Origin of the sequence: Streptomyces sp. NBC_01537, from assembly GCF_045040445.1 — a bacterium.
In the GTDB taxonomy this organism is placed as follows: domain Bacteria; phylum Actinomycetota; class Actinomycetes; order Streptomycetales; family Streptomycetaceae; genus Actinacidiphila.
The window spans coordinates 5,366,015-5,384,891 of sequence record NZ_CP109392.1; the positions used below are offsets into that span (position 1 = coordinate 5,366,015).

The 18,877-nt window shown below is 69.6% G+C and carries 20 protein-coding genes and 1 pseudogene; 11 read left to right on the plus strand and 10 right to left on the minus strand.

The features are described from left to right. The first annotated feature begins 80 nt into the window (after positions 1-80). From OG607_RS24760 to OG607_RS24770, 3 genes and pseudogenes are all read left to right on the plus strand, one after another. The gene (locus tag OG607_RS24760; RefSeq protein ID WP_405727439.1) at positions 81-968 is read left to right on the plus strand and encodes a helix-turn-helix domain-containing protein; all 888 of its coding nucleotides are present in this window, start codon (positions 81-83) and stop codon (positions 966-968) included. Positions 969-1,109: 141 nt separating this feature from the next. Beyond that, a complete protein-coding gene (locus OG607_RS24765; RefSeq protein WP_405737019.1) occupies positions 1,110-1,955 on the plus strand; it encodes an aldo/keto reductase in 846 nt (281 codons plus the stop codon). 156 nt (positions 1,956-2,111) lie between these two features. Beyond that, positions 2,112-2,324 (plus strand): annotated as a pseudogene (locus OG607_RS24770) (hypothetical protein); the annotation flags it as partial. A gap of 19 nt (positions 2,325-2,343) precedes the next feature. Here OG607_RS24770 and OG607_RS24775 read toward each other — a convergent pair. Beyond that, the gene (locus OG607_RS24775) at positions 2,344-3,312 is read right to left on the minus strand and encodes a GlxA family transcriptional regulator (RefSeq protein ID WP_405727442.1); all 969 of its coding nucleotides are present in this window, start codon (positions 3,310-3,312) and stop codon (positions 2,344-2,346) included. Between the two features lie 154 nt (positions 3,313-3,466). On the opposite strand from OG607_RS24775, the gene OG607_RS24780 reads away from it, so the two are divergent. Both OG607_RS24780 and OG607_RS24785 read left to right on the plus strand, forming a co-directional pair. Further along, positions 3,467-4,315: a dienelactone hydrolase family protein gene (locus OG607_RS24780; protein WP_405727445.1), complete on the plus strand. Its 849-nt coding sequence runs from the start codon at positions 3,467-3,469 to the stop codon at positions 4,313-4,315. Between the two features lie 1,228 nt (positions 4,316-5,543). After that, the gene (locus OG607_RS24785) at positions 5,544-6,443 is read left to right on the plus strand and encodes an aminoglycoside phosphotransferase family protein (protein ID WP_405737022.1); all 900 of its coding nucleotides are present in this window, start codon (positions 5,544-5,546) and stop codon (positions 6,441-6,443) included. Between the two features lie 215 nt (positions 6,444-6,658). On the opposite strand, the gene OG607_RS24790 is transcribed toward OG607_RS24785, so the two are convergent. Continuing rightward, entirely contained in the window at positions 6,659-7,162 is a 504-nt protein-coding gene (locus OG607_RS24790) for an HIT family protein (RefSeq protein ID WP_405727448.1), read from the minus strand. A gap of 146 nt (positions 7,163-7,308) precedes the next feature. Here OG607_RS24790 and OG607_RS24795 point away from each other — a divergent pair, with 146 nt between their 5' ends. The 5 genes from OG607_RS24795 to OG607_RS24815 are packed head-to-tail and all read left to right on the plus strand — an operon-like array spanning position 7,309 to position 12,556. After that, entirely contained in the window at positions 7,309-7,854 is a 546-nt protein-coding gene (locus OG607_RS24795; protein ID WP_405727451.1) for an RNA polymerase sigma factor, read from the plus strand. A 19-nt stretch (positions 7,855-7,873) separates the two neighbouring features. Beyond that, positions 7,874-8,740 (plus strand): zf-HC2 domain-containing protein, encoded by an 867-nt coding sequence (locus OG607_RS24800; RefSeq protein ID WP_405727454.1) that lies wholly within the window; start codon positions 7,874-7,876, stop codon positions 8,738-8,740. Then, on the plus strand, positions 8,737-9,591 hold the full coding sequence (locus OG607_RS24805) for an ABC transporter ATP-binding protein (protein ID WP_405727457.1): 855 nt from the start codon (positions 8,737-8,739) through the stop codon (positions 9,589-9,591). The genes OG607_RS24800 and OG607_RS24805 overlap by 4 nt, the downstream gene beginning before the upstream one ends. Further along, positions 9,588-11,162 (plus strand): hypothetical protein, encoded by a 1,575-nt coding sequence (locus tag OG607_RS24810; RefSeq protein WP_405727460.1) that lies wholly within the window; start codon positions 9,588-9,590, stop codon positions 11,160-11,162. The genes OG607_RS24805 and OG607_RS24810 overlap by 4 nt, the downstream gene beginning before the upstream one ends. After that, positions 11,162-12,556 (plus strand): hypothetical protein, encoded by a 1,395-nt coding sequence (locus OG607_RS24815; RefSeq protein ID WP_405727463.1) that lies wholly within the window; start codon positions 11,162-11,164, stop codon positions 12,554-12,556. The genes OG607_RS24810 and OG607_RS24815 overlap by 1 nt, the downstream gene beginning before the upstream one ends. 155 nt (positions 12,557-12,711) lie before the next feature. On the opposite strand, the gene OG607_RS24820 is transcribed toward OG607_RS24815, so the two are convergent. The 8 genes from OG607_RS24820 to OG607_RS24855 all read right to left on the minus strand — a co-directional run bounded on the left by OG607_RS24820 (position 12,712) and on the right by OG607_RS24855 (position 17,956). After that, on the minus strand, positions 12,712-12,879 hold the full coding sequence (locus tag OG607_RS24820) for a hypothetical protein (protein WP_405727466.1): 168 nt from the start codon (positions 12,877-12,879) through the stop codon (positions 12,712-12,714). A gap of 165 nt (positions 12,880-13,044) precedes the next feature. Then, on the minus strand, positions 13,045-13,299 hold the full coding sequence (locus tag OG607_RS24825; RefSeq protein ID WP_405727468.1) for a hypothetical protein: 255 nt from the start codon (positions 13,297-13,299) through the stop codon (positions 13,045-13,047). A 191-nt stretch (positions 13,300-13,490) separates the two neighbouring features. Next, complete coding sequence (locus tag OG607_RS24830) at positions 13,491-13,778, minus strand: hypothetical protein (protein WP_405727471.1); 288 nt, start codon at positions 13,776-13,778, stop codon at positions 13,491-13,493. Then, positions 13,778-14,428 carry a vWA domain-containing protein gene (locus OG607_RS24835; protein WP_405727474.1) on the minus strand — a complete coding sequence of 217 codons (651 nt, stop codon included), beginning with the start codon at positions 14,426-14,428 and terminating at the stop codon, positions 13,778-13,780. The genes OG607_RS24830 and OG607_RS24835 overlap by 1 nt, the downstream gene beginning before the upstream one ends. A 14-nt stretch (positions 14,429-14,442) precedes the next feature. After that, positions 14,443-15,591, minus strand: a complete 1,149-nt coding sequence (locus OG607_RS24840) for a hypothetical protein (RefSeq protein WP_405727477.1) — start codon at positions 15,589-15,591, stop codon at positions 14,443-14,445. Beyond that, the gene (locus tag OG607_RS24845; protein ID WP_405727480.1) at positions 15,588-16,790 is read right to left on the minus strand and encodes a protein phosphatase 2C domain-containing protein; all 1,203 of its coding nucleotides are present in this window, start codon (positions 16,788-16,790) and stop codon (positions 15,588-15,590) included. Before OG607_RS24845 ends, OG607_RS24840 begins: the two co-directional genes overlap by 4 nt. Then, the gene (locus OG607_RS24850; RefSeq protein WP_405727483.1) at positions 16,787-17,203 is read right to left on the minus strand and encodes a hypothetical protein; all 417 of its coding nucleotides are present in this window, start codon (positions 17,201-17,203) and stop codon (positions 16,787-16,789) included. The genes OG607_RS24845 and OG607_RS24850 overlap by 4 nt, the downstream gene beginning before the upstream one ends. 9 nt (positions 17,204-17,212) lie before the next feature. Beyond that, on the minus strand, positions 17,213-17,956 hold the full coding sequence (locus OG607_RS24855; protein ID WP_405727486.1) for a hypothetical protein: 744 nt from the start codon (positions 17,954-17,956) through the stop codon (positions 17,213-17,215). A gap of 175 nt (positions 17,957-18,131) precedes the next feature. Between OG607_RS24855 and OG607_RS24860 the strand changes: the two genes are divergently transcribed. Further along, complete coding sequence (locus OG607_RS24860; protein ID WP_405727489.1) at positions 18,132-18,866, plus strand: Crp/Fnr family transcriptional regulator; 735 nt, start codon at positions 18,132-18,134, stop codon at positions 18,864-18,866. Positions 18,867-18,877 lie beyond the last annotated feature (11 nt).

The following is an 18,877-nucleotide window of genomic DNA, read 5'->3' on the forward strand; positions in this document are numbered from 1 at the left end:
ACGCCGCCGTGCAGGATGCCGCTGAGGGGGGTACTGGCAGCATCTCCCACGTTCGCGGTGGGGCTCGTAGCGTGAATGGCATGAACAACCGCAGCGAGGTACGGGACTTTCTGATCTCCCGCCGCGGCAAGGTCACCCCCGAGCAGGTGGGCCTCGTCGACCACGGCGGCACCCGCCGTGTACCCGGTCTGCGACGCAGCGAGGTGGCCGACCTGGCAGGGGTGTCCGTGGAGTACTACACCCAGCTGGAGCGCGGCAACGTGCGCGGAGCCTCCGAGAGCGTCCTGGACGCCGTGGCCCGGGCGCTGCTGCTGGACGAGGCCGAGCGGGCACACCTGTTCGATTTGGCGCGTGCGGCCAACAACGGCACGGCGGTACGCCGGCGCCCGGCGGTGCAGCGGGTACGTCCGGCCATCCAGGCGATCCTGGACAGCCAGCTGTCCCCTGCCTATGTCACCAACGGCCTCGGGGACGTCATGGCCACCAACGCGCTGGGCAAAGCCCTCCTGTCTCCGCTGTACGAGGACCCCGCCCGGCCGGTCAACGCCGCACGGTTCCGCTTCCTGAACCCCCGCGCGGCCGGTTACTACCTCGACTGGGAGGCCACCGGCCGCGACAGCGTCGCCGGGCTGCGCCTCATGGCCGGCAAGAACCCCTACGACAAGGCGCTCACCGATCTGATCGGGGAGCTGTGCACCCGCAGCGAGGAGTTCCGCACCCGGTGGGCGTCACAAGACGTCCGGCTGCACCGCACGGGAGTCAAGCGGTTGCACCACCCGGTCGTCGGTGACCTCGAGCTCTCCTACGAAGCCCTGGATCTGCCTGCCGACGCCGGTCTCGTGCTGATCGTCTGCACCGCAGAACCCGGATCACCCAGCCGCCAGGCCCTCGATCTGCTCGCCAGCTGGGCTGCCGCGCCGGACCCCGTCGAGCCCGCTCAGGAAGAACCGAGCGATCGCGGCCAGTAGCACCTGGCCCACATTCCCCAAAACCATCCAGCCCGTCGCCGGCCACCGGCTGAGCACGGGCGACGAACCGCCGTTCCCCCACGTGCCGGTGCGCACCCTCGCACCGTTCAGCACCACCCCGAAAGGTTCACCATGTCCAAGATCCCCGATGTCACGCTGAACAACGGTGTCCAGATGCCGATCCTCGGCTTCGGCGTCTTCCAGGTCCCCGCCGAGGAGACCGAGCGGGTCGTCACCGACGCCCTCGCCGCCGGCTACCGCCACCTCGACACCGCCGCCGCCTACGGCAACGAAGAGGCCGTCGGCAAGGCCGTCAAGGCCAGCGGCATCGCCCGCGACGAGCTGTTCATCACCACCAAGATGTGGGTCAACGAAAAGGGCGAAGAGGGCGCCAAGACGGCCTTCGACACGTCCCTGCGCCTGCTCGGGCTGGACTACCTGGACCTGTACCTGATCCACCAGCCCTTCGGCGACTACTACAGCTCCTGGCGCGCCATGCAGGACCTGCACCGTCAGGGCCTGATCAAGGCGATCGGCGTGTCGAACTTCTACGCCGACCGCCTCGTCGACCTGATCGACCACAACGAGATCGTCCCGGCGGTCAACCAGATCGAGACCCACCCGTACTTCCAGCGCGCCGACGACCAGGCCCTCATGGCCGAGCGCGGCGTGCAGATCGAGTCGTGGGGCCCGCTGGCCGAAGGCCGCAACAACATCTTCAGCGACCCGACGCTGACCGCCATCGGCGAAGCGCACGGCAAGTCCGTCGCCCAGGTGGTACTGCGCTGGCTGACCCAGCGCGGTGTCGTGGTGATCCCCAAGTCCTCGCGACCGGAGCGCATGGCCGAGAACATCGCGGTCTTCGACTTCGAGCTGACCGGCGACGAGATGGACCGCATCGCCGCGATGGACACCGGAGCCAGCCTCGTCTTCGACCACCGCGACCCGCAGACGGTCAGCGCCGTCGGCGGGTACCGCCTCGGCTGAGAAACACCCTTTCCTTCTCGCGGACATCGGCGTGCACCGGACCAGGGCAGCAAGGCCAGCTTCCTCGTCACCCACGGTGATGCACCGAGGGTGCTCTCAACAGACGACCACGAAGGGTGTAACCCACGGGCGAGGTTGGCCAGGACGGCCTGGCAGATGTCACGGGTGATGCGGGTGTCCTTCGGTCTCCTCACCCAGGCCGACGACCACGGCCGCCACCTTGATAACGCCGCGCTCATCACGGGGCTGCTCCGGCCCCTGAGGGCCGAGCACACCTCGGTCCACGTCGAGGACGACCTCCAGCGGCTCGCCAACGCGGGCCTGATCTGCCGGTACACCGGCTACGGCGGCCGCCGGTACCTCCACATCGCGATTCGTGCCTGGGCGATCACGGAGAGGCCCGTTTACGGCGGAAGTTGGCCCGGTAGTCGGTGGGGCGGACTCCGAAGTGTCGGGTGAAGAGCCCGGCGAATGTGCCGTGGTCGCGGTAGCCGACCTCGATGTGGATCTCACGGGTGGTGCGGTCCGTGCTCTCCAGAAGGTGCTGGGCCCTGCGCATCCGGGCCCGCTGCAGGTGGACGAGGGGCGACTCGCCCGTCTCCTGCTTATAGCGTCGCAGCAGGGTCCGCGTGCTGATGTGAAAGTGCTCGGCCAGCGCGGGGAGGTTGTACCGATCCTTTAGGCGTTGGTCGAGGAAGCGCTGCACCTGGGCGGAAAGGCCGTTGCCCGAGGCGGGCAGGAGCTCGTCGTCCACATAGGGGACCTGAGACATGCGCGCGTCGTCGATCAGGGCGATCCGAGCCGTCCGGCGCGCTACCGTGCGTCCGCAATGACGCTCAATGAGGTTCAGCACGAAGTCGTACATCGCGCTGAAGGCTGCCGTCGTGGTGACGCCGGAGTCGCTTACGACCAACTCCCGTGACACCACGGCGGCACCGGGATATCTCCGGGCGAGTTGATCCGCGAACAACCAGGCGGTCGTGGCCCGCCGCCCTGCGAGGAGACCGGCCTCGCCAAGCAGGAACGCACCGACGCATATCGACACCACGGCGATTCCGCGGTCGGCGTGCGCACGGATCGCTTCGATTTCTGGCCTCAGGGCATTCATCCCGAGGGCCAGGTCCTCCCCCGGGACCGGTTCGAAGCCTGGCACCACGAGGACGTCGACGCCGCGCAACGCGACCACCCCGAGGGCGACCCCGCCCGACGCGATGACGCGGCGTCTGGGCGAGACCACGACGACCTCGAACGGCGCAACCGCGCCGCCCCCACATGCCCGGGCGACGTGGCTGCCCATCGTCAGCAGATCGACGACGCCGAACACCTCTGACGCGAAGCAGCCCGGGTAGGCGAGCACACCTACCCGAAGTGGACTGGACGAGCCCATGAGGCATCTCCTTCCCGAAACCCGGTGTGGCGGGATCACCCTGGAGTATGGCGATCACGCCCCTCGGTCCGGAAGGGTCCGCCCGGCCAGAATGGCCCCGATATCCCGTCGGGAGGAGCAGACCGTGACCAGATGCGAGGCGGACAGCGATGATCCGCTGACCGACTTCCTCCGTCGCGAGATGGCGTTCAGCGGCGTGAGCAAGGCCGTCCATGTCGCCGGAGCCGGTTCCGCGGTGATCGTGATGCCAGAGATGCCGGGCATCAGTCCCGACGTGGCACGCTTCGCCCGTTGGGTGCGCGACGCCGGTTTCACGGTCTACATGCCGTCTCTGTTCGGCACCGATGGCGCGTTTCCAACGGTCGATCTCGGCACATCGGTGGTGAAGCGAGCTTGCGTGAGCAAGGAGTTCCGGGCCTTCGCGGGCGGCGGCACCAGCCCTGTCGTCAACTGGCTCCGTGCCCTGGCACGGCGGGCGCACGACGAGTGCGGTGGTCCGGGTGTCGGCGTGGTCGGGATGTGCTTCACCGGAAACTTCGCGCTCACGATGACGCTCGAGCCCGCCGTGATCGCTCCGGTCGTCAACCATCCTTCGCTCCCCCTCGACGACCCGGCTGGGCTGGAGCTCTCGCCGGCGGACGCGGCGGCGATCAGGGAGCGTTTCGAGCGCGATGATCTCAGGGCCTTGGGCTATCGGTTCGACAGCGATCGTTGGTGCACCGGTCAGCGTTTCGCCGCCTACGCCGCCCTGCTGGGCGAGCGCTTCGACGGCCGGGTCGTGAGTGGTGCCGCCGCGAAAACCGCGCCGCCCCCGTTCTTCAGGGACATCGTCGGTACGCCACACAGCGTGGTGACCGCCCACCTGGTCAACGAGGAAGGACACCCCACCATCCGTGCTCGCGACGAGATCATCACGTTTCTCCTGTCGCGTTTGGCGGTCGACCCGGGTGGGAGAGGCTCATCGGGCAGGTGACAAGGCCCTTGGCCCCCTGTCCTGTGCCGTGCGGAGAGACGCCAAGACCCGATGAACCTGTCAGGCATCACGCCGAGGCGCAGGCCGTGATACCACCGCCGCGAGGACGTGGACTTCGGCGAAACCCTCCACATCCCCCAACCGGTCGACTTCGACCTGGACACAGCAACGCTGCTCCCGTACGCCTGAGTACGTGTGGGGCCCCTCACGCCGACGCTGACAAGCGGGATCGGGAGCAGAAGCCGCGGGCTTACGCGGAGACCGGGATTTCGGTCTACTTGCTGATCGACCGGGACTCCTGCGAGGTCCTGGTCCACGCCGAGCCGGAGAGGGGTGTGTGCGGCACTCTCCCCGTCCGAGTGCACAGTGGAGGGATCATTTCCGCAGGTGTGGGGATGGGCCACCTGGCATCGAAGTACGCACATAACGCCAGCGCGCCCTGTGGCAGGCTGCCGCACAGCGGCCCACCAGGCGGCAGGGAGGTCCTGTCCCGGCGGGGTAAGGCTTCTTTGCGTCGCTTGGTCGATGCGCTGGAGACACTTTCCCGCCCGACGCTGACCTGGCGGCACCCGTCCGGCTCGGGTCCCGTGGGTCCGTCGGCGGGACTTTCCTGGGGCCAACCTGGGGCCGGAAGGAAAGGGAAACCCCGTGAATGACCATGGAGTCCCGGCCTAGGGGAACGTTCTGGCGAGCTCGTAATGCGTAGGTCTCGGGTTCGAATCCCGAAGGCGGCTCCATTTTTCCAGATTAGATGACCTCTGACCTGGGCTTTTAGTGTGTACGCTTCAATGAGTGGTCTAGTCCAGTGGCTAACGAGGGTTATTTGGGGCCCATCTGGGGCCCGGTAAATCCCCGCAAAGCATCTGATCGGATCACAAAATCGTCCGATTGACGTTTTTCGAGGGCGGGACCACGTGCCTTGACGCCTGAGTTTCCTTCGACGGACACCACTCGATGTGGTGTTCAAGCGGCGAGTGCGGGCCTCACATTCGACGGGACTTCGGTAGCCCAAGCTGCTGTCCCTGCCGGTGCTGTACCAGGCCTCCAGATGGATCTCGCGGCCGGCTCGGGTCCTGGCGATGGTCCCGTCCGTGAGCACATGCCTAACCGCGCGCTCACCAGCCTTGATCCGCTACACCATGAGCGGGCACCCCCGATGTGGGTGCATCACCGAAGGCAGAATTGGGTTGCCGAAGTGATCGGGAGGTACCACGCTGCACCTGTGCCGATGCATGACGACGAGGTCAGTGTGCCGTTCGAGACGGTGCGCGCGCTGGTGGACGCTCAGTTCCCCCGGTGGCGGGGTCTGCCTGTCGAACGTGTCGCTTCGGAGGGAACGGTCAACGCCATCTTCCGTATCGGTGACCGGTTGACGGCTCGGTTCCCCCTTCAGCGTCAGGAAGCCGCGGCGGCGCGGCAGTGGCTGGAGTGCGAAGCGGAGGCGGCACGTGAGCTGTTCGGACGTACGCGGTTCCCTACGCCCGAACCGGTCGCCCTCGGGGAGCCCGGCGCCGGTTACCCGCTCCCGTGGTCGGTGCAGACCTGGGTACCCGGTGCTGTGGCGACCGACCGTTACCCAGGCCGGTCGGTCGGATTCGCGCACGATCTCGCCGAGTTCATCAACGACGTGCGGGCCATCGACACGCGAGGCCGGACGTTCGGGGGGCAGGGGCGCGGGGGAGAGCTGCAAGCTCACGACCCGTGGATGCAGACGTGTTTGGAGCGCAGTGGAATGCTGCTGGATGTCCCGCGGCTGCGGCGTCTGTGGATCGTGATGCGGCAGCTGCCGCGAGGCGAGTACGCGGACACGATGAACCATGGTGATCTCATTCCCGGCAACGTCCTGGTCGCCGGCTCGCGGCTGGCCGGGGTTCTCGACGTGGGAGGACTGGGGGTGGCCGACCGCGCCCTTGATCTTGTGAGCGCCTGGCATCTGCTGGAGCGGGGGCCACGCCAGGTACTCCGGGAGGAACTCGGCTGCGACGATCTGGAGTGGGAACGCGGCAAGGCGTGGGCGTTCGTGCAGGCCATGGGGCTGGTCTGGTACTACGAGCACAGCAACCCCGTCATGAGCCGGATGGGCCGGCGCACGCTCGGACGCGTCATGGCCGACTCTCCGTCCGCCTGAACCGGTCCGTCACCCCCACGGTGCGGCCGACACACAGCGACGCGTCGGCGGTCCGCCGGCGTCGAGCCGGTGAATGGGTGCCCCAGAAGTGCACGTTCTCGAGGTGGGTGGGCCAGATATGGACAGGACCTCTTCGTGGTCGTCGTGACGCAGCGCGGCCACCCGAGGCCGTGGCACTACCTGGACCAGTAGACGATGGCGTTGGTGGTCGGCGGTCAGGTACCACATTTGCTCGGTCCGGTGCTCGTGAGCAGATCAGTGCGGAAGGGAATCCAGGGCAGTGATTCCTCTGCGGAGCGCACCTGCTGTCTCGTCAAGCGGACGACGCTCGTGCACCCGCCAGTCCGCCTCGATGCGGAACGGAGCCCCCTGGAAGCGGGGAAGCCATGCAGGTGGACGTGACAAACTTCCTGGAAGGCCGCCTTGCCATCTGCCAGGAAGAGATTGACTCCCTCGCATCGCAGGCCCGATAGCCGCAGTTCGCGTCCGAGTCGGTGCGCCATCCTCCACACCTGCACGCCGATGTCGTCCTGCAAATCCTCCAGCCCTTCCGCGTGTGACTTCGGAATGACGAGCAGGTGCCCCGGGGTCACGGGTTGGAGGTCCATGAACGCGATGACCCATTCGTCCTCAAAGATGATGCTTGCCTCAGCCTGGCCTTGCGCGACCGCGCAGAAGACACATCCGTCGCCCAGCAACGTGACCCGCTTTGAAGACACCTCGTGCCTCTTTCGTTCCCGGATCCCGAATATCGGCGCAGCGCCTCTCGCCCGCTGCCGGCCCGGCTCGGGGCCCGCCATCTCCTGGCCGGCATCCTGTGTACCGAAGCGTGAACCGTCGGGCGGGCTCGATCCGATGATGGGGTGTGAGCGCCTCACCTGAGCAGAGCGACGCGGAGTTGCTGGCCGCGACCACGGCCGGCGACCGCGCCGCGTTCGAGGCGCTGTACCGGCGCTACGGGCCGTGGCTGGCGGTCCGGCTGCGGTACCGGTGCCCGGACGCTGCCCTGGTGGACGATGCGGTGCAGGAGACGTTCCTGGCGGTATGGCGCGGTTCTGCCCGGTACAGGGAGGGCGGTGACGTCGCCGGCTGGCTGTGGCAGATCGGCTTCCGGCGGCTGGTCGACGCGATCCGCGGGCAGCGCGCCCGGGACAGGCTGCTGCGGCTACTGGCCGGCCGTCGCTGGACTACCGCGCCCTCGGCGGAGGAGGAGCTGCTGCTGGGCGTGGAGTACGGCGACCTGGCTGGGGCGCTGGCCCGCCTGTCCCCGGAACTGCGCGCGGTCATGCAGGCCACGGTGCTCGACGGGCTGACCACGCACGAAGCTGCAGCTCTGCTGGGGATCCCGGCGGGCACCGTCAAGACCCGGGCAATGCGGGCGCGGCGGCAACTACGCGGGGACCTGACATGACGACCCTGGGAGGTGGGCGATGAGTGCCGGTGACTGGCACGTCGCGGACGACGACTTGCGGGCATACGCCGAGGGCGCGGCGCGGCCGCCGTTGCTGTGGTCGACCGAGGCGCACCTCGGGACCTGTGCGCGCTGCCGCCAACGGCTGTCCAGCCGCGTCGACCCGGTTGCGGTCCGCGCCGGCTGGACGCGGCTGGACGCCGAACTGGACGCCCCCCGGCCCGGCCCGGTCGAGGTGCTCCTGGCGCGGCTGGGCGTGGCGGCGCACACCGCACGGCTGCTGGCCTGCACGCCGGGGCTGCGCAGGTCGTGGCTCGCCGCGGTGGGCTTCACCCTCGCGGTCACCACGGGCGCCGCGCACCTGGCCCGGTCGATGACGGTACCGATCCCGCTGCTCGCGATCGCCCCGCTGCTCCCGCTGATCGGCGTGGCGATCTCGTTCGGCCCACGCGTGGACCCCAGTTACGAACTGGCCGTCGTCGCGCCCCTGCACACCTTCCGGCTGCTGTTGCTGCGCTGCGCGGCGGTGCTGTCCGCGACCACGGCGCTGACCGGCGTGGCCAGCATCGCGGTGCCGGAGCACGGCGCGGTCGTGCTCGGCTGGCTCGCCCCGTCGCTGGCGCTGACCTTGCTGAGCCTGGCCCTGACGCCACGGTTCGGCCCGGTCACGGCGCCCCTCGCCGTGGGGTTCGGCTGGCTGGCGCTGCTGGGGGCCACCGTGCAACACACCACCGGCGAATCGGTCCTGTTCACCGCGCCCGGCCAGGCCGGGCTCACGGCCGGTGCCGCCGCGGCGGCGATGGCCCTGTGGAAGGTCCGCGCCGCCTTCGACACCACCCACCACCTGGGTCGCGTCGCCGACCCGAGCATGAGGAGGACGATGTGACGACGGTACAGGCCGAGGGATTGTCACTGCGGTTCGGGCGCACGACAGCCCTGGAAGATGTGTCGTTCGCGCTGCACGACGGGGTCACCGGGCTGCTCGGGCCGAACGGCGCGGGCAAGACCACGCTGCTGCGCATCCTGGCCACCGCGATCCCGGCCGACGGCGGGCAGTTGCGCATCCTCGGCGCGGACCCCCGTGGCGCCGCCGGGCGGCTGGCGATCCGGCGTCGCCTCGGGTACCTGCCGCAGAGCCCCGGCTGCCACCAGCACTTCACCGCGTTCGAGTTCGTCGACTACAGCGCGATCCTCAAGGAGATCGTGGATGGCCGGCACGACGAAGTACGCCGGGTGCTGCACGCGGTCGGACTGGACGACCAGCGCGGCAAGAAGATGAAAGCCTTGTCCGGGGGTATGCGCCAGCGCGTCGGGCTGGCCGCGGCGCTGCTCGACGACCCGGCACTGGTGATCCTCGACGAGCCCACCGTCGGCCTGGATCCCGAGCAGCGGCTGCGGTTCCGTGAGCTCATCGCGCACATCGGCGAGGGCCGTACCGTACTGCTGTCCACCCACCAGACCGAGGACGTGGCCACCGTATGCCAGCGCGTCATCGTCCTGAACCAGGGCCGGATCCGGTTCGAGGGCGAGCCGGTGGCGCTGGCCGGCCTGGCGCGCGGCCGGGTGTGGACCAGCCCGGCCCGCGCGGACGGCGCGCTCGCCGCGTGGCGCACCGGCAACGGTGACTACCACAACATCGGCGACCCGCCCCCCGACGCCCGGCTGGCCGATCCGAGCATCGAGGACGGGTACCTCATGCTGATCGACGCCGCGAGCCCGGCGGGGCGTGCGGCATGACCGCGGTGCTGGCCGAAGCACCCGGCACGCCGGCGATCGACGCCGCGGCGCCGCGCCGGGCTGTCCTGGCCCTGGCCCGGGTGGAGATGGTACGGATGCTCCGGCACCCGGTGACGGTCGCCGCGACCCTCTTCCTGGCCGGCAGCTGGGCGTCCGCCTGGTTCGCGATCGAAACCACCCGCTACCCCGTGCTGCAGGACCTCGACCGCGACAGCGCGATAGGCATGATGATGCTGCTCGGCGGCGCCGCGCTGGTCGTCGGCAATCTCGCCGTGCTGCGGGCGCACCGCGACGGCACCACGAGCCTGAGCCAGGTGCTCATCCTCCCGGACCACGCGCGCACCCTCGCCCACCTGCTCGCCCTGTTCCCGCTTGCCGTGGTCGGCGCCGTCCTGATTCTCGCCCGCATGGCGGTCCTCGCGGTCTGCGCCCCGGCCGCGGGCCACCCGAACCCGTACGAGCTCGCGATGGGGCCGGCCACCGTCCTGCTGCTCGGGGCGCTCGGCGTACTGCTGGGGCGGCTCACCCGGTCGGCGGTAATCGCACCCCTGGCGCTGCTCGTCCTGCTCGCCGGCCTCGTCGTACCCGTGCCGCTCTCCAACGGCGGAAAGGCCCTGTGGTGGCTGGTGCCGCAGGGTGAGCCGGCCCTCGAGATGCCCACGCCGGTATCCCTGATGGCCCGCCCGGCCGCGGCCCACCTCGGGTACCTCCTCGGCCTGGCCGGGCTGCTGGCAGCCGCCGCTGTGCTGCGCGCCGGCGCCCGTGGCGTCCGGGTGGCCGTGGCCGGAGTGATCGCGTTGGCCTGCACGGTGGCGGGCGGCACGGCACAGCTGTCCCCGCCGGGCCGCGCCGTCGCCGCAGCCCGGACCGCGGTCATGAACCACCCGTCCCAGCACGAGGCCTGCCAGGAGCTCGGACACGTCACCTACTGCGCCCTCGCGGGATTCAGCCGCTGGGTCCCCGCGTGGAACACGGTCGTACAGGCTGTCGTGGCCCAGGTACCCGCCACGGCCCGGTCCGCGCAGCTGACCGTCCGGCAACGCATCGTCATCCTGGCCTTCGACCGCGGGACCGGGCCGGAGCAGCTGCTCGCCGCGTGGCGGGCGGACGACGCTGCCGCCGGTACCCCCGGGGCGATCGGCATCGGCACCCGCTGGGGTGACAGCCGCGTCACCGCCTACCTCGCCGCGCAGGTCGCATACCGGCTGGTCACCGGCCGCCAGAGCGTCGAGGAACGCGACGGCGCCACCGTCTGCGGCGGCGCGGGCGTGCTCGTCCTCTGGCTCGCCGGGCAGGCCGGCACACAGGTCCGCACGGGCCTGCGCCTGCTCGCCGAGGACGCGCGCGATGAACGAGGCGGCGTCTCCTTCGACGAGAACGAGCGGTTCCCCCGCGTCTACGTACCGGCACCCGAACTCGCTGTGGCAATGCAGGCGCTGGCCCGCCCGCGCGCCGACGTCACCGCGCGCGTCCAGCAGTCCTGGGCCACGCTGGCCGCGCCCGGGACAACCGCCGTGCAGGCCGCGCGGATCCTCGGCGTACCCGCCCCGGCCACGGGCACGGCCTGCTGATGAACTCCAGGACCCTGTATCCGCTGCTGCGGTCCACCGCGCACGCCACCACGTGGCGGCCGATGGCGGTCGGCGCGGCCCTGGGACCGGCCGTCCTGCTGGTACCCGAGGCGCTGACCGCGAGGCTGACCACTACCCACCTGACCACGCTGGCCCGCATCGCGGCGATCTGCGTCGCGCTCGGCGCGGCGTTCCTCCTCGACGACCCCGCCACCCGCAGCATCCTCACGGTGCCGACCCCGCGCCTGGCCCGCAACCTGGTTCGGGTCGCCCTGGCCGTGCCGGCCGTCGCGCTGTGGTGGACGCTCACTCTCGGCCTCGCGAAGACGACCGGCCATCACGCGGCCGCCGCACACCTGCCCGTCGCGGCGTTGACGCTGGAGGCGGCGACCCTGCTGGCCGCCGCCCTCGCCCTGGCCGCCATCGCGCAGCGGAGCACCACCGACGGGAACACGGGCGTCATCGCGGCGCCGTCCGTGCTGCTGCTCGCGGCCGGCGCCTGGTTCCTGCCGCACCCGGCGGCACTGATCCTCACGCCCACCGACCCGCACTGGACAGCGTCGCACCACCGCTGGGCCGCCGTCCTCGCGGCCGCGCTCGTAGCGTTCCTGTGGGCGAGCCGCGAGCGGGAACGGCGGCGGGTTCCGCGCGGATGGCGACTCGCCGCCATCGCCGTTGTGGTGCTGCTGGCGGGCGTGGGTACGGCGTTCGCCTTCCGCGGTGACAGCGAACAGCGCACCGCGCCGCCGTCGGCGGGCATTGACACCGGAACGCATGCGTCGAAACGGATCGTGCCGGGAGGCGACTGCCAGTGTGCCAACGGCGGCAGGTTCTCCTTCTGGGAACGGCAGGCCGATCCGACCAGGGTCGTGCTGTTCCTGAACGGCGGAGGCGTTTGCTGGGACGCCGCGATGTGCGCCTTCACCAGCACCGGCCAGCCGGGCGAGAACGACTTCTACGACTGGAACGACCAGGGCGGCGAGAGACCGTACGACCAGAAGTCCGCTCCCCTCTACGGCGGCCTGGTCGCCGACCGGCTCCCGCACGCCAAGGTCACCGTGTTCGGTGCGCAGTCCGGCGCCTGGCCCGACAATCCCGACTTCAACGCCAAGGTCCTCGGCAAGGCGTGGGGTGCCTATGACGCCGTACCCGTCTGGGCGGTCGACGGGCTCACCGCCCGTAACTGGAGCATCCCTCGGTTCTGGGTCCAAGCAGCCCATCATGCTCCTGAACTCCTCCTGTCCCGCTTCGACTACGCCTTCGACCCCGCCGCCGCGGTGGAGGTGACCAAATGGATGCCCGGGAACCCACCGAACCTCCTGGCCGTCATCCACGCCAAGGAGATCGCGAGTTCGATCGCTTCTACGACCTCAAGGTCCACGACGTCCGCTTGATCGACTGGATCAAACAGCTCACAACTGGCAAACCGCCCAGTGACGTGCGCTGCGACAAATGCAACCAGTGACGAAATGGCGACAGAGGTCCCAAATCGAGCAACCGCGGGCGGGATCGAGATGGCGCCAGGAGGCGTCCGGGTCGTTGATTTGAGCTAGGGGTTGCCCCGGCCGGCCGGGCCCGCGGTGTTCTTCGCTCCGGACTGAATGGTGCGGGTGTCGTGCGGGACGCGCAGGCAGACCATTCCGGATGCCTTGGCGATGTCGATCGCCGCGACCCTGGCGACCGTTCCGTCGTCGCGGTCTTCTCTCAACTCCTCCATGGCGTGCTCCCTGTTGTGCTGGTGCGGGCAGAGGCTGCCGGGGAGCCTGAGGGGATCGGAGAAGCTGATCGGCGGCCCTGCCCTCGCGCCCTGGCAGGGCCGCAGTCACCTGAACAGCACACCCATACGGAACCCCAGCCTCACACCCGGTTTCGGGAAGCCCTTTCAGCCCGCGCGGACGAACTCCATATTGATCGAGTACATGAACTGGCCGACGCCCACGCACTCCCAGCCGACGGCTTCGACGGATCGCACGACCAGATCGATCTCCTTGCGGATCTTCTTCATGGGGTTCCTGACCCGGGCCATGCCCCGGGGGTCGATGTCGATGGACGCTGCGAAGGTGTCGTCCCCTTGCGCGTGTGCGTGCCTGGCATCTGCGACGAGCTTCTGCATCCGGATCGCGTGCAGTATTCCCACGTGCGCCTCCCGCTCTGGGCTGCTGTGGGCCCGTTTGCCTTCCCAATTGCCGTACGAGCCCGTGTAATTGATGACGAAATTTCCTATTTGGATGGTTGCATGACAGAAACGCCGAGCAGTGTGCGTGCTCCGCAAACGTCAGCTGCCGAGCGCCTGCTCGACGAGGTCACCACTGGACGCGGCCTTGACCTCTACCGCCCGTTCAACGCACTACCGGTAGCGGTAGCGGTAGCGGTAGCCGTGGTCGTGGGGCTGGGCAGGTGGGCGGGTGAGGTCGGGGGCGGGCGGTCTGGCGACGGCGCCTCGGAGGCGCGGGAGCGGGTGTGGGTCGGCTGCACAGCCGTCGCCGGGGGGACGAGGAGATTGCCCGTCACCTCGACCGCGGCGCCGCAGACGAGCAGCGCTGCGGCCAGCGCGGTCAGTCCGACGGAGGCGCGCAGTGCCCGGGACGCCGTGGAACGCGGGTCGACGTCCATCATCAGTCCACGTATTCCTGGGCGACCTGGACGTACTCGAAGCCTTTGACGTCGGTGGCGATCTGCATCTGACCGGTCTTCGACGAGGCGATCAGGGTGTTGAGCAGACCAGTGATCGCTGCGCTCAGCGCCGACTCGGTGTCCGAACCGTCGGCGATGAACAGGGCCTTGGTCGCCACCTGTTCCAGCACGTCGCGCTTCGCGCCGCCGAAGCCGTAGGCGATCACGTGAGGGTGGCGCGGCCAGTCCCTGTCCGCGAGCTTGCGGAAGGAGTCCTGCCAGTGCGCGTCGGTCGGACCGCCGTCGGTCAGGAAGAAGATCGTCGGTCGCAGCACGCTGAAGTTCTGCATCCTCAGATTGCTGACATCCTGTTCGATGCACTCCCGCACCCGGTCGAAGGTCTTGCCGTATTCCGTGCGCCCGCCGCAGATCACCTCGGGCATGGCCGGCACCTGCTCCATGTCCGACATCGGGATCACCACATGCACATCGGTGGAGAAGGCGACCACGCAGACTCGGGCGAACTCCGAGACGCGGGGATTTGTCGCCAGGTTGTAGTGCAGACGGGAGAGGGTCGCGTTGAGCACTGCCTCGTGCTCCTTCATCGACGAGGACGCGTCGATCACCACGTAGGTGGGCAGGCAGAGTGACATGGTGCACCTCTGAGCTAGTGGTTGGCGGCGATGACGAACAGCAGGATCACGCCTATGACGAGTACGAGAATCCAGCCGACCTGAGGGCCGGGCTCGGGCGGTTCGGGGGCCGTCGGCTCGGGTTCCTTCACGGGCTGATGGACGCCGGCGGGGGACTGAGGGATCGGGCGCTGCGTGGGCAGCGGGGGCAACGGGGGCAGCGCCGTGCGTGTCGGACGTGGCACGGTCCTGAGATAGGGACCGCTGTTCAGCGCCTGACTCAGCTGAGCGGCCGAGGGCCGTCGCTCGCGGTCGGCCGCGAGCAGCATGTCGAGCAGTACTTCGGAGACGGCGGGCTGGTTCTGCCAGTGGGACGCGGCGACGGTGTGGAAGGCGTGCGCGTCACGCCGGCCCGTCATACATTTGGCGACGAGCAGTCCGAGCCGGTAGCGGTCGGTGTACTCGTCCGCGTCGGTGCCCGGCGGCGTGAGCGGGTCGGCCCAGTTCGGCTGGTGGATGTCAGGCATCTTCTTCGGCTGACAGCCGTCGACGTCGATGAGGTAGACAGAGCGCTGATCCGGGCTCCAGAAGGCGTTGGAGAACGACCAGTCCGAGTAGACCAGGCCCAGGCTCTCCAAGATCGCGGCGAGCTCCGTCAGCTGGCGACAGGCGGCCAGCCTGCCCGCGAAGCCGGGGGGCGGCAGTCCGACGCCCCGGATCGACTCGTCGGACTTCGCCAGCCAGTCGATCTCCACGAAGCGGCGCTCGCTGAACTGGCCGCGCCGCAGCTCGGAACGGTACTGCTCGGGCGCCATCGGGATCACACACCCGACGGCCGGGTTGCCGGGCGCGTGGATCCGGGCCGCGGGCCAGCACGTGCCGGTGTACAGGAGCGCACGATCCGCCTCCGGCAGCGTGCCCGGGGCCGAGATCAGCAGGTCGAGCCGGTCGGCGTCCTCCGGATGCTGGTCCGGCCGGTAGAGCTTGGCCAGCCAGCCCGGATGGTTCGTCAGTGGCTTTACGGCGATGGCCTGGCCGTTGTGTTCGGAGATCGGCTCGGCCAGTGGTCCGAGATCGCTGACGCTCACGGTCCGTGGCAACGCCCAGCCCCGCGGATCGGCCGCCGGGCCGTCGTCGTCGCCGACACTGTCGTCTGCGCCGTCGATGAGATGGGGTTCTGTCATGCCCGGCCACCGTTCCACACCACGACAGCGGTGCGGTCGTCAAGGCACTGCGGTGCGTCGAAGCCGACGTCGGCGGTGAACCGCGTGGCCGGGACCGGCGAGCGCCAGGCGTTCGCGAAGTACTCGTTGACGTTGCCCGCGGGGTCCGCCCACGCGTCGCCGATCCCGTCCGTGACCAGGGCGAGGGCGGCGCCGGGAGCCAGCGTGACGTAGTGGTCCCTGGCCAGTTGCGGTGTGTCCGGCAGTCGCCCGGCGACCTCGTTCGAGACCACCGCGGCCGCGCGGTCCTTGGCCTCGCCGGCGGAGAACCGCCACAGCGGGACACGCGGGTCGAGCGTCCAGGCCGAACTGTCGCCGAGCCACGCGATCCAGGCCTTCGCAACGCCGTTCGTGTCCGGCTCGGCGAGCACCGCGGTGATCAGCACCGTGGCCATGTGCGAGGTGCCGACGCCGCGGCCGGTCGCGTGCACGGCGATCGATTCCGCGATCCGCCCATACAGCTCTTTGACATCGAGCCCGCCGAAGCCCACTGTCTCGATCTGCTCGCGCAGCAGGGTGACGGCCTGGCTGGAGGCCGTGGTGGCCCCGGCGTCGGACCAAGCCGCGCTGGACAGGCCGTCGGCCACGGCCACGATCGCGTACCGGCTGTCCCGGCTTCGCCCGATCCGGTAGGAGTCCTGCCGCGGCTCGGCGGGCTGGCCGCAGCGGTGGCCGGGCCCGATGACGGAGGCCGCGCGGATGGTGAAGGCACCGACCGTGGCTTCGTCGGCAGCGATCCCGTTCTGTACCGTGCGCTCCGGCAGCAGCCAGGGGTAGCCCTGGGCGCGGGCGCCGTCGCCGAAGCGGGGAACGCTCAGGTCGGTCGGCCGCTCGCGCAGGAACGGCCGGGGCCTCGCGGGCTGGGGCTGCGGCGCCGCCGGTCCGGTGACGTAGCGGCAGATCGGAACCGTTGTGCTGGGCTGGGGTTCCTGTTCGAGTCGATCCCGCTGCCGGGCGAGCGTCGCGGCGGACTCGGACCCCAGCACAGCCGCCGCACCGACGACACCCACTGCAGCGAGGGCGAACACGTCCACCAGCAGGCCGTACTGCCGATGCGACGTGCTGACCTCGATGAAGGACCCGATGACGACGGCCGCGAGCAGCATCGCCCGCAACCGTCCGTCCATGAGGCCGTCTCGCCGGCTGTCGTCCCGGCTCACGGCCGTTCCCCGGAATCGCGGGATTTCGGCCCGGAGGCAAAGTGCTGAATGCCGTGCTGCACCGCGAATACCTCACCTGAATTGGTGGCGGAATTGACCTGGATCACGATGTCCGGCCTTTCTGGGGTTCGCAGCGAAGCCAGGGCCATGACGTCCTGGGCGAGATCCGGGTTCCGGTCGAGCAGCTGAGACAGAGCCTCGGTCCAGTAGCCCACGGCCCTGGCGTCGACCGCTCCCCTCGTGGCGGTCGACTGCCGGTTCAGCGCGACGGACAGCTCGTTGCGGCGGCTGCTGCGAGCCTGTGCGAGGACGCGGCTCATCAGCCTCTTCGCCTCCTGCCAGAGATCGGTGCCCATTGCGGAGACCAGAGCGCTGGCGCCGCTCACGGCCAGCTCGGCGAGTTCCTCGTTCATCGGCGCGTATCAACCCCGGTCGTTGTGGCGGATGTACTGGTCGCCCCGGTGGACGGCGAAGACCGTGCCGTTTCCCGTGGCCTGGACGAGCTGCTCCACGGTTCGCAGTTCGGGTTCTGCGGGCTGCTCGCCGGAGTCGGAATCCCGGCCGGAATCGACGCGCGGCCCGATGGGGCTGCCCGGGTACCAGAGCCAGGCCCGCGCGGCGTATTCCTTGACCCGGACGTCGGCCGCGGTGAAGGCGTCGGGTTCGAGCCCCTCGTAGCCGTGTCCGATCGTCTCCTCGTAGAAGTGCTGCGAAAGGATCGCGGCCAGCGGGGTGCCGCTGGTACCGGCCAGGGTCGCGTGCCGCAGCGGGGCCGAGTCGAGCAGCCGGGCCAGCGCCTCGAAGGGGGCGCCGGAGACGGTGCCCTCCGGATCGAGCCGGATCTCCCCCGCGTGCACTGCGGCCCGCACCCGCAGCCAGGTGTCCGGGCCCGCGTGCTGGTTGTGCTCGCGGATCCGCGCACCCAGCTCCGGCAGCAGTGGGAACAGAAGTCTGGCCTTGGGCAACGCCGCCGGGGCGACGAGCTGGCAGCCGTCGCCGGTGTCGGCGTACGCGAAGTCCCGCGCGTCCAGATCCGCCATGCCCAGGGCGTCGGACAGCGCGGACCGCAGAACTCTGCGGATCTCCTGCAGCCGCTGCTCGCCGCGGCCCGCGGAGCCCGCGATGTCGCACGCCAGCAGGGCTCGGTATTCGTACCTCGGATTCACAATTCCTCCGCAATCACGACAGGCGCAGGGCAATTCGAAGATCGATTTGCTGTCGTCCGGGTTATCCGGTGTCGACAAGATGATTGACGAGACCGTAGAGGAGGGGTCCCCGGGTAGAACGGCTACTAATACGGCTTGTGCGGCTTCGGCTGCACAAGGAAGAGAGGTGTGGCCGATGAGCAACACACGTGTTCGAGGGGCCGCGGCCTACTGGCCGTCGGCCGGGCTGCTCGGCCGGGTCGACGAGGCCGACCGCGGAATTCTCATGGGACTCGGCCACGGCGTGGTCTACCCGGCTGGTCAGATCACCATCCGCGAGGCCGACACCTCGGACTTCGCGCTGCTCCTGCTCGGCGGCACGGTGAAGGTCACCGCGCACGCGCAGGACGGCCGAGAGGCGCTGCTGGCCGTGCGTATGGCCGGGGACCTGGTCGGGGAACTCGCCGGGATCGACGGTCAGTCGCGCGTCGGCACCGTGACCGCGTGTGGCAGGGTGCTGGCCCGCTACATACTGCGTTCCGAACTGCTGGAGTGCACCAAACAGCACCCCACCATAGGACTTGCGCTCAGCGCGAGCGTGGTGGCGAAGCTGCGTACGGCGACCGGCCGAATCGTCGACTTCACCGGTTGCGACGTGCTCGGGCGGCTGGCCAGGATCCTGCACCACCTGGCCGTCACCTATGGGCGTCCCGGCCGAAACGAAGCGCAACTCCCGCTGTCGCAGCCGGAGATGGCCACCCTGGTCGGCGCGGCGGAGTCGTCGATCCACAAGGCCCTGCGGGCGCTGCGGGAGTCGGGCGCGGTCGTGACCGGCTACCGCAGGATCACGATCCTCGACCTGGATCACCTCGCCCGGATCGCCGTCGCGGCCGGGCCCGCCGGATTGCCGGCGATCTCGCCGAACACGTAAAAACGCCGGGT

What these genes read in the sequence shown, in the direction of transcription:
- OG607_RS24760 (WP_405727439.1), top strand. Translation starts at nt 81, where the DNA reads ATGAACAACCGCAGCGAGGTACGGGACTTTCTGATCTCCCGCCGCGGC.
- OG607_RS24785 (WP_405737022.1), top strand. Translation starts at nt 5,544, where the DNA reads ATGCATGACGACGAGGTCAGTGTGCCGTTCGAGACGGTGCGCGCGCTG.
- OG607_RS24800 (WP_405727454.1), top strand. Translation starts at nt 7,874, where the DNA reads ATGAGTGCCGGTGACTGGCACGTCGCGGACGACGACTTGCGGGCATAC.
- OG607_RS24810 (WP_405727460.1), top strand. Translation starts at nt 9,588, where the DNA reads ATGACCGCGGTGCTGGCCGAAGCACCCGGCACGCCGGCGATCGACGCC.
- OG607_RS24815 (WP_405727463.1), top strand. Translation starts at nt 11,162, where the DNA reads ATGAACTCCAGGACCCTGTATCCGCTGCTGCGGTCCACCGCGCACGCC.
- OG607_RS24820 (WP_405727466.1), bottom strand. Translation starts at nt 12,879, where the DNA reads ATGGAGGAGTTGAGAGAAGACCGCGACGACGGAACGGTCGCCAGGGTC.
- OG607_RS24830 (WP_405727471.1), bottom strand. Translation starts at nt 13,778, where the DNA reads ATGATGGACGTCGACCCGCGTTCCACGGCGTCCCGGGCACTGCGCGCC.
- OG607_RS24835 (WP_405727474.1), bottom strand. Translation starts at nt 14,428, where the DNA reads ATGTCACTCTGCCTGCCCACCTACGTGGTGATCGACGCGTCCTCGTCG.
- OG607_RS24840 (WP_405727477.1), bottom strand. Translation starts at nt 15,591, where the DNA reads ATGACAGAACCCCATCTCATCGACGGCGCAGACGACAGTGTCGGCGAC.
- OG607_RS24850 (WP_405727483.1), bottom strand. Translation starts at nt 17,203, where the DNA reads ATGAACGAGGAACTCGCCGAGCTGGCCGTGAGCGGCGCCAGCGCTCTG.
- OG607_RS24860 (WP_405727489.1), top strand. Translation starts at nt 18,132, where the DNA reads ATGAGCAACACACGTGTTCGAGGGGCCGCGGCCTACTGGCCGTCGGCC.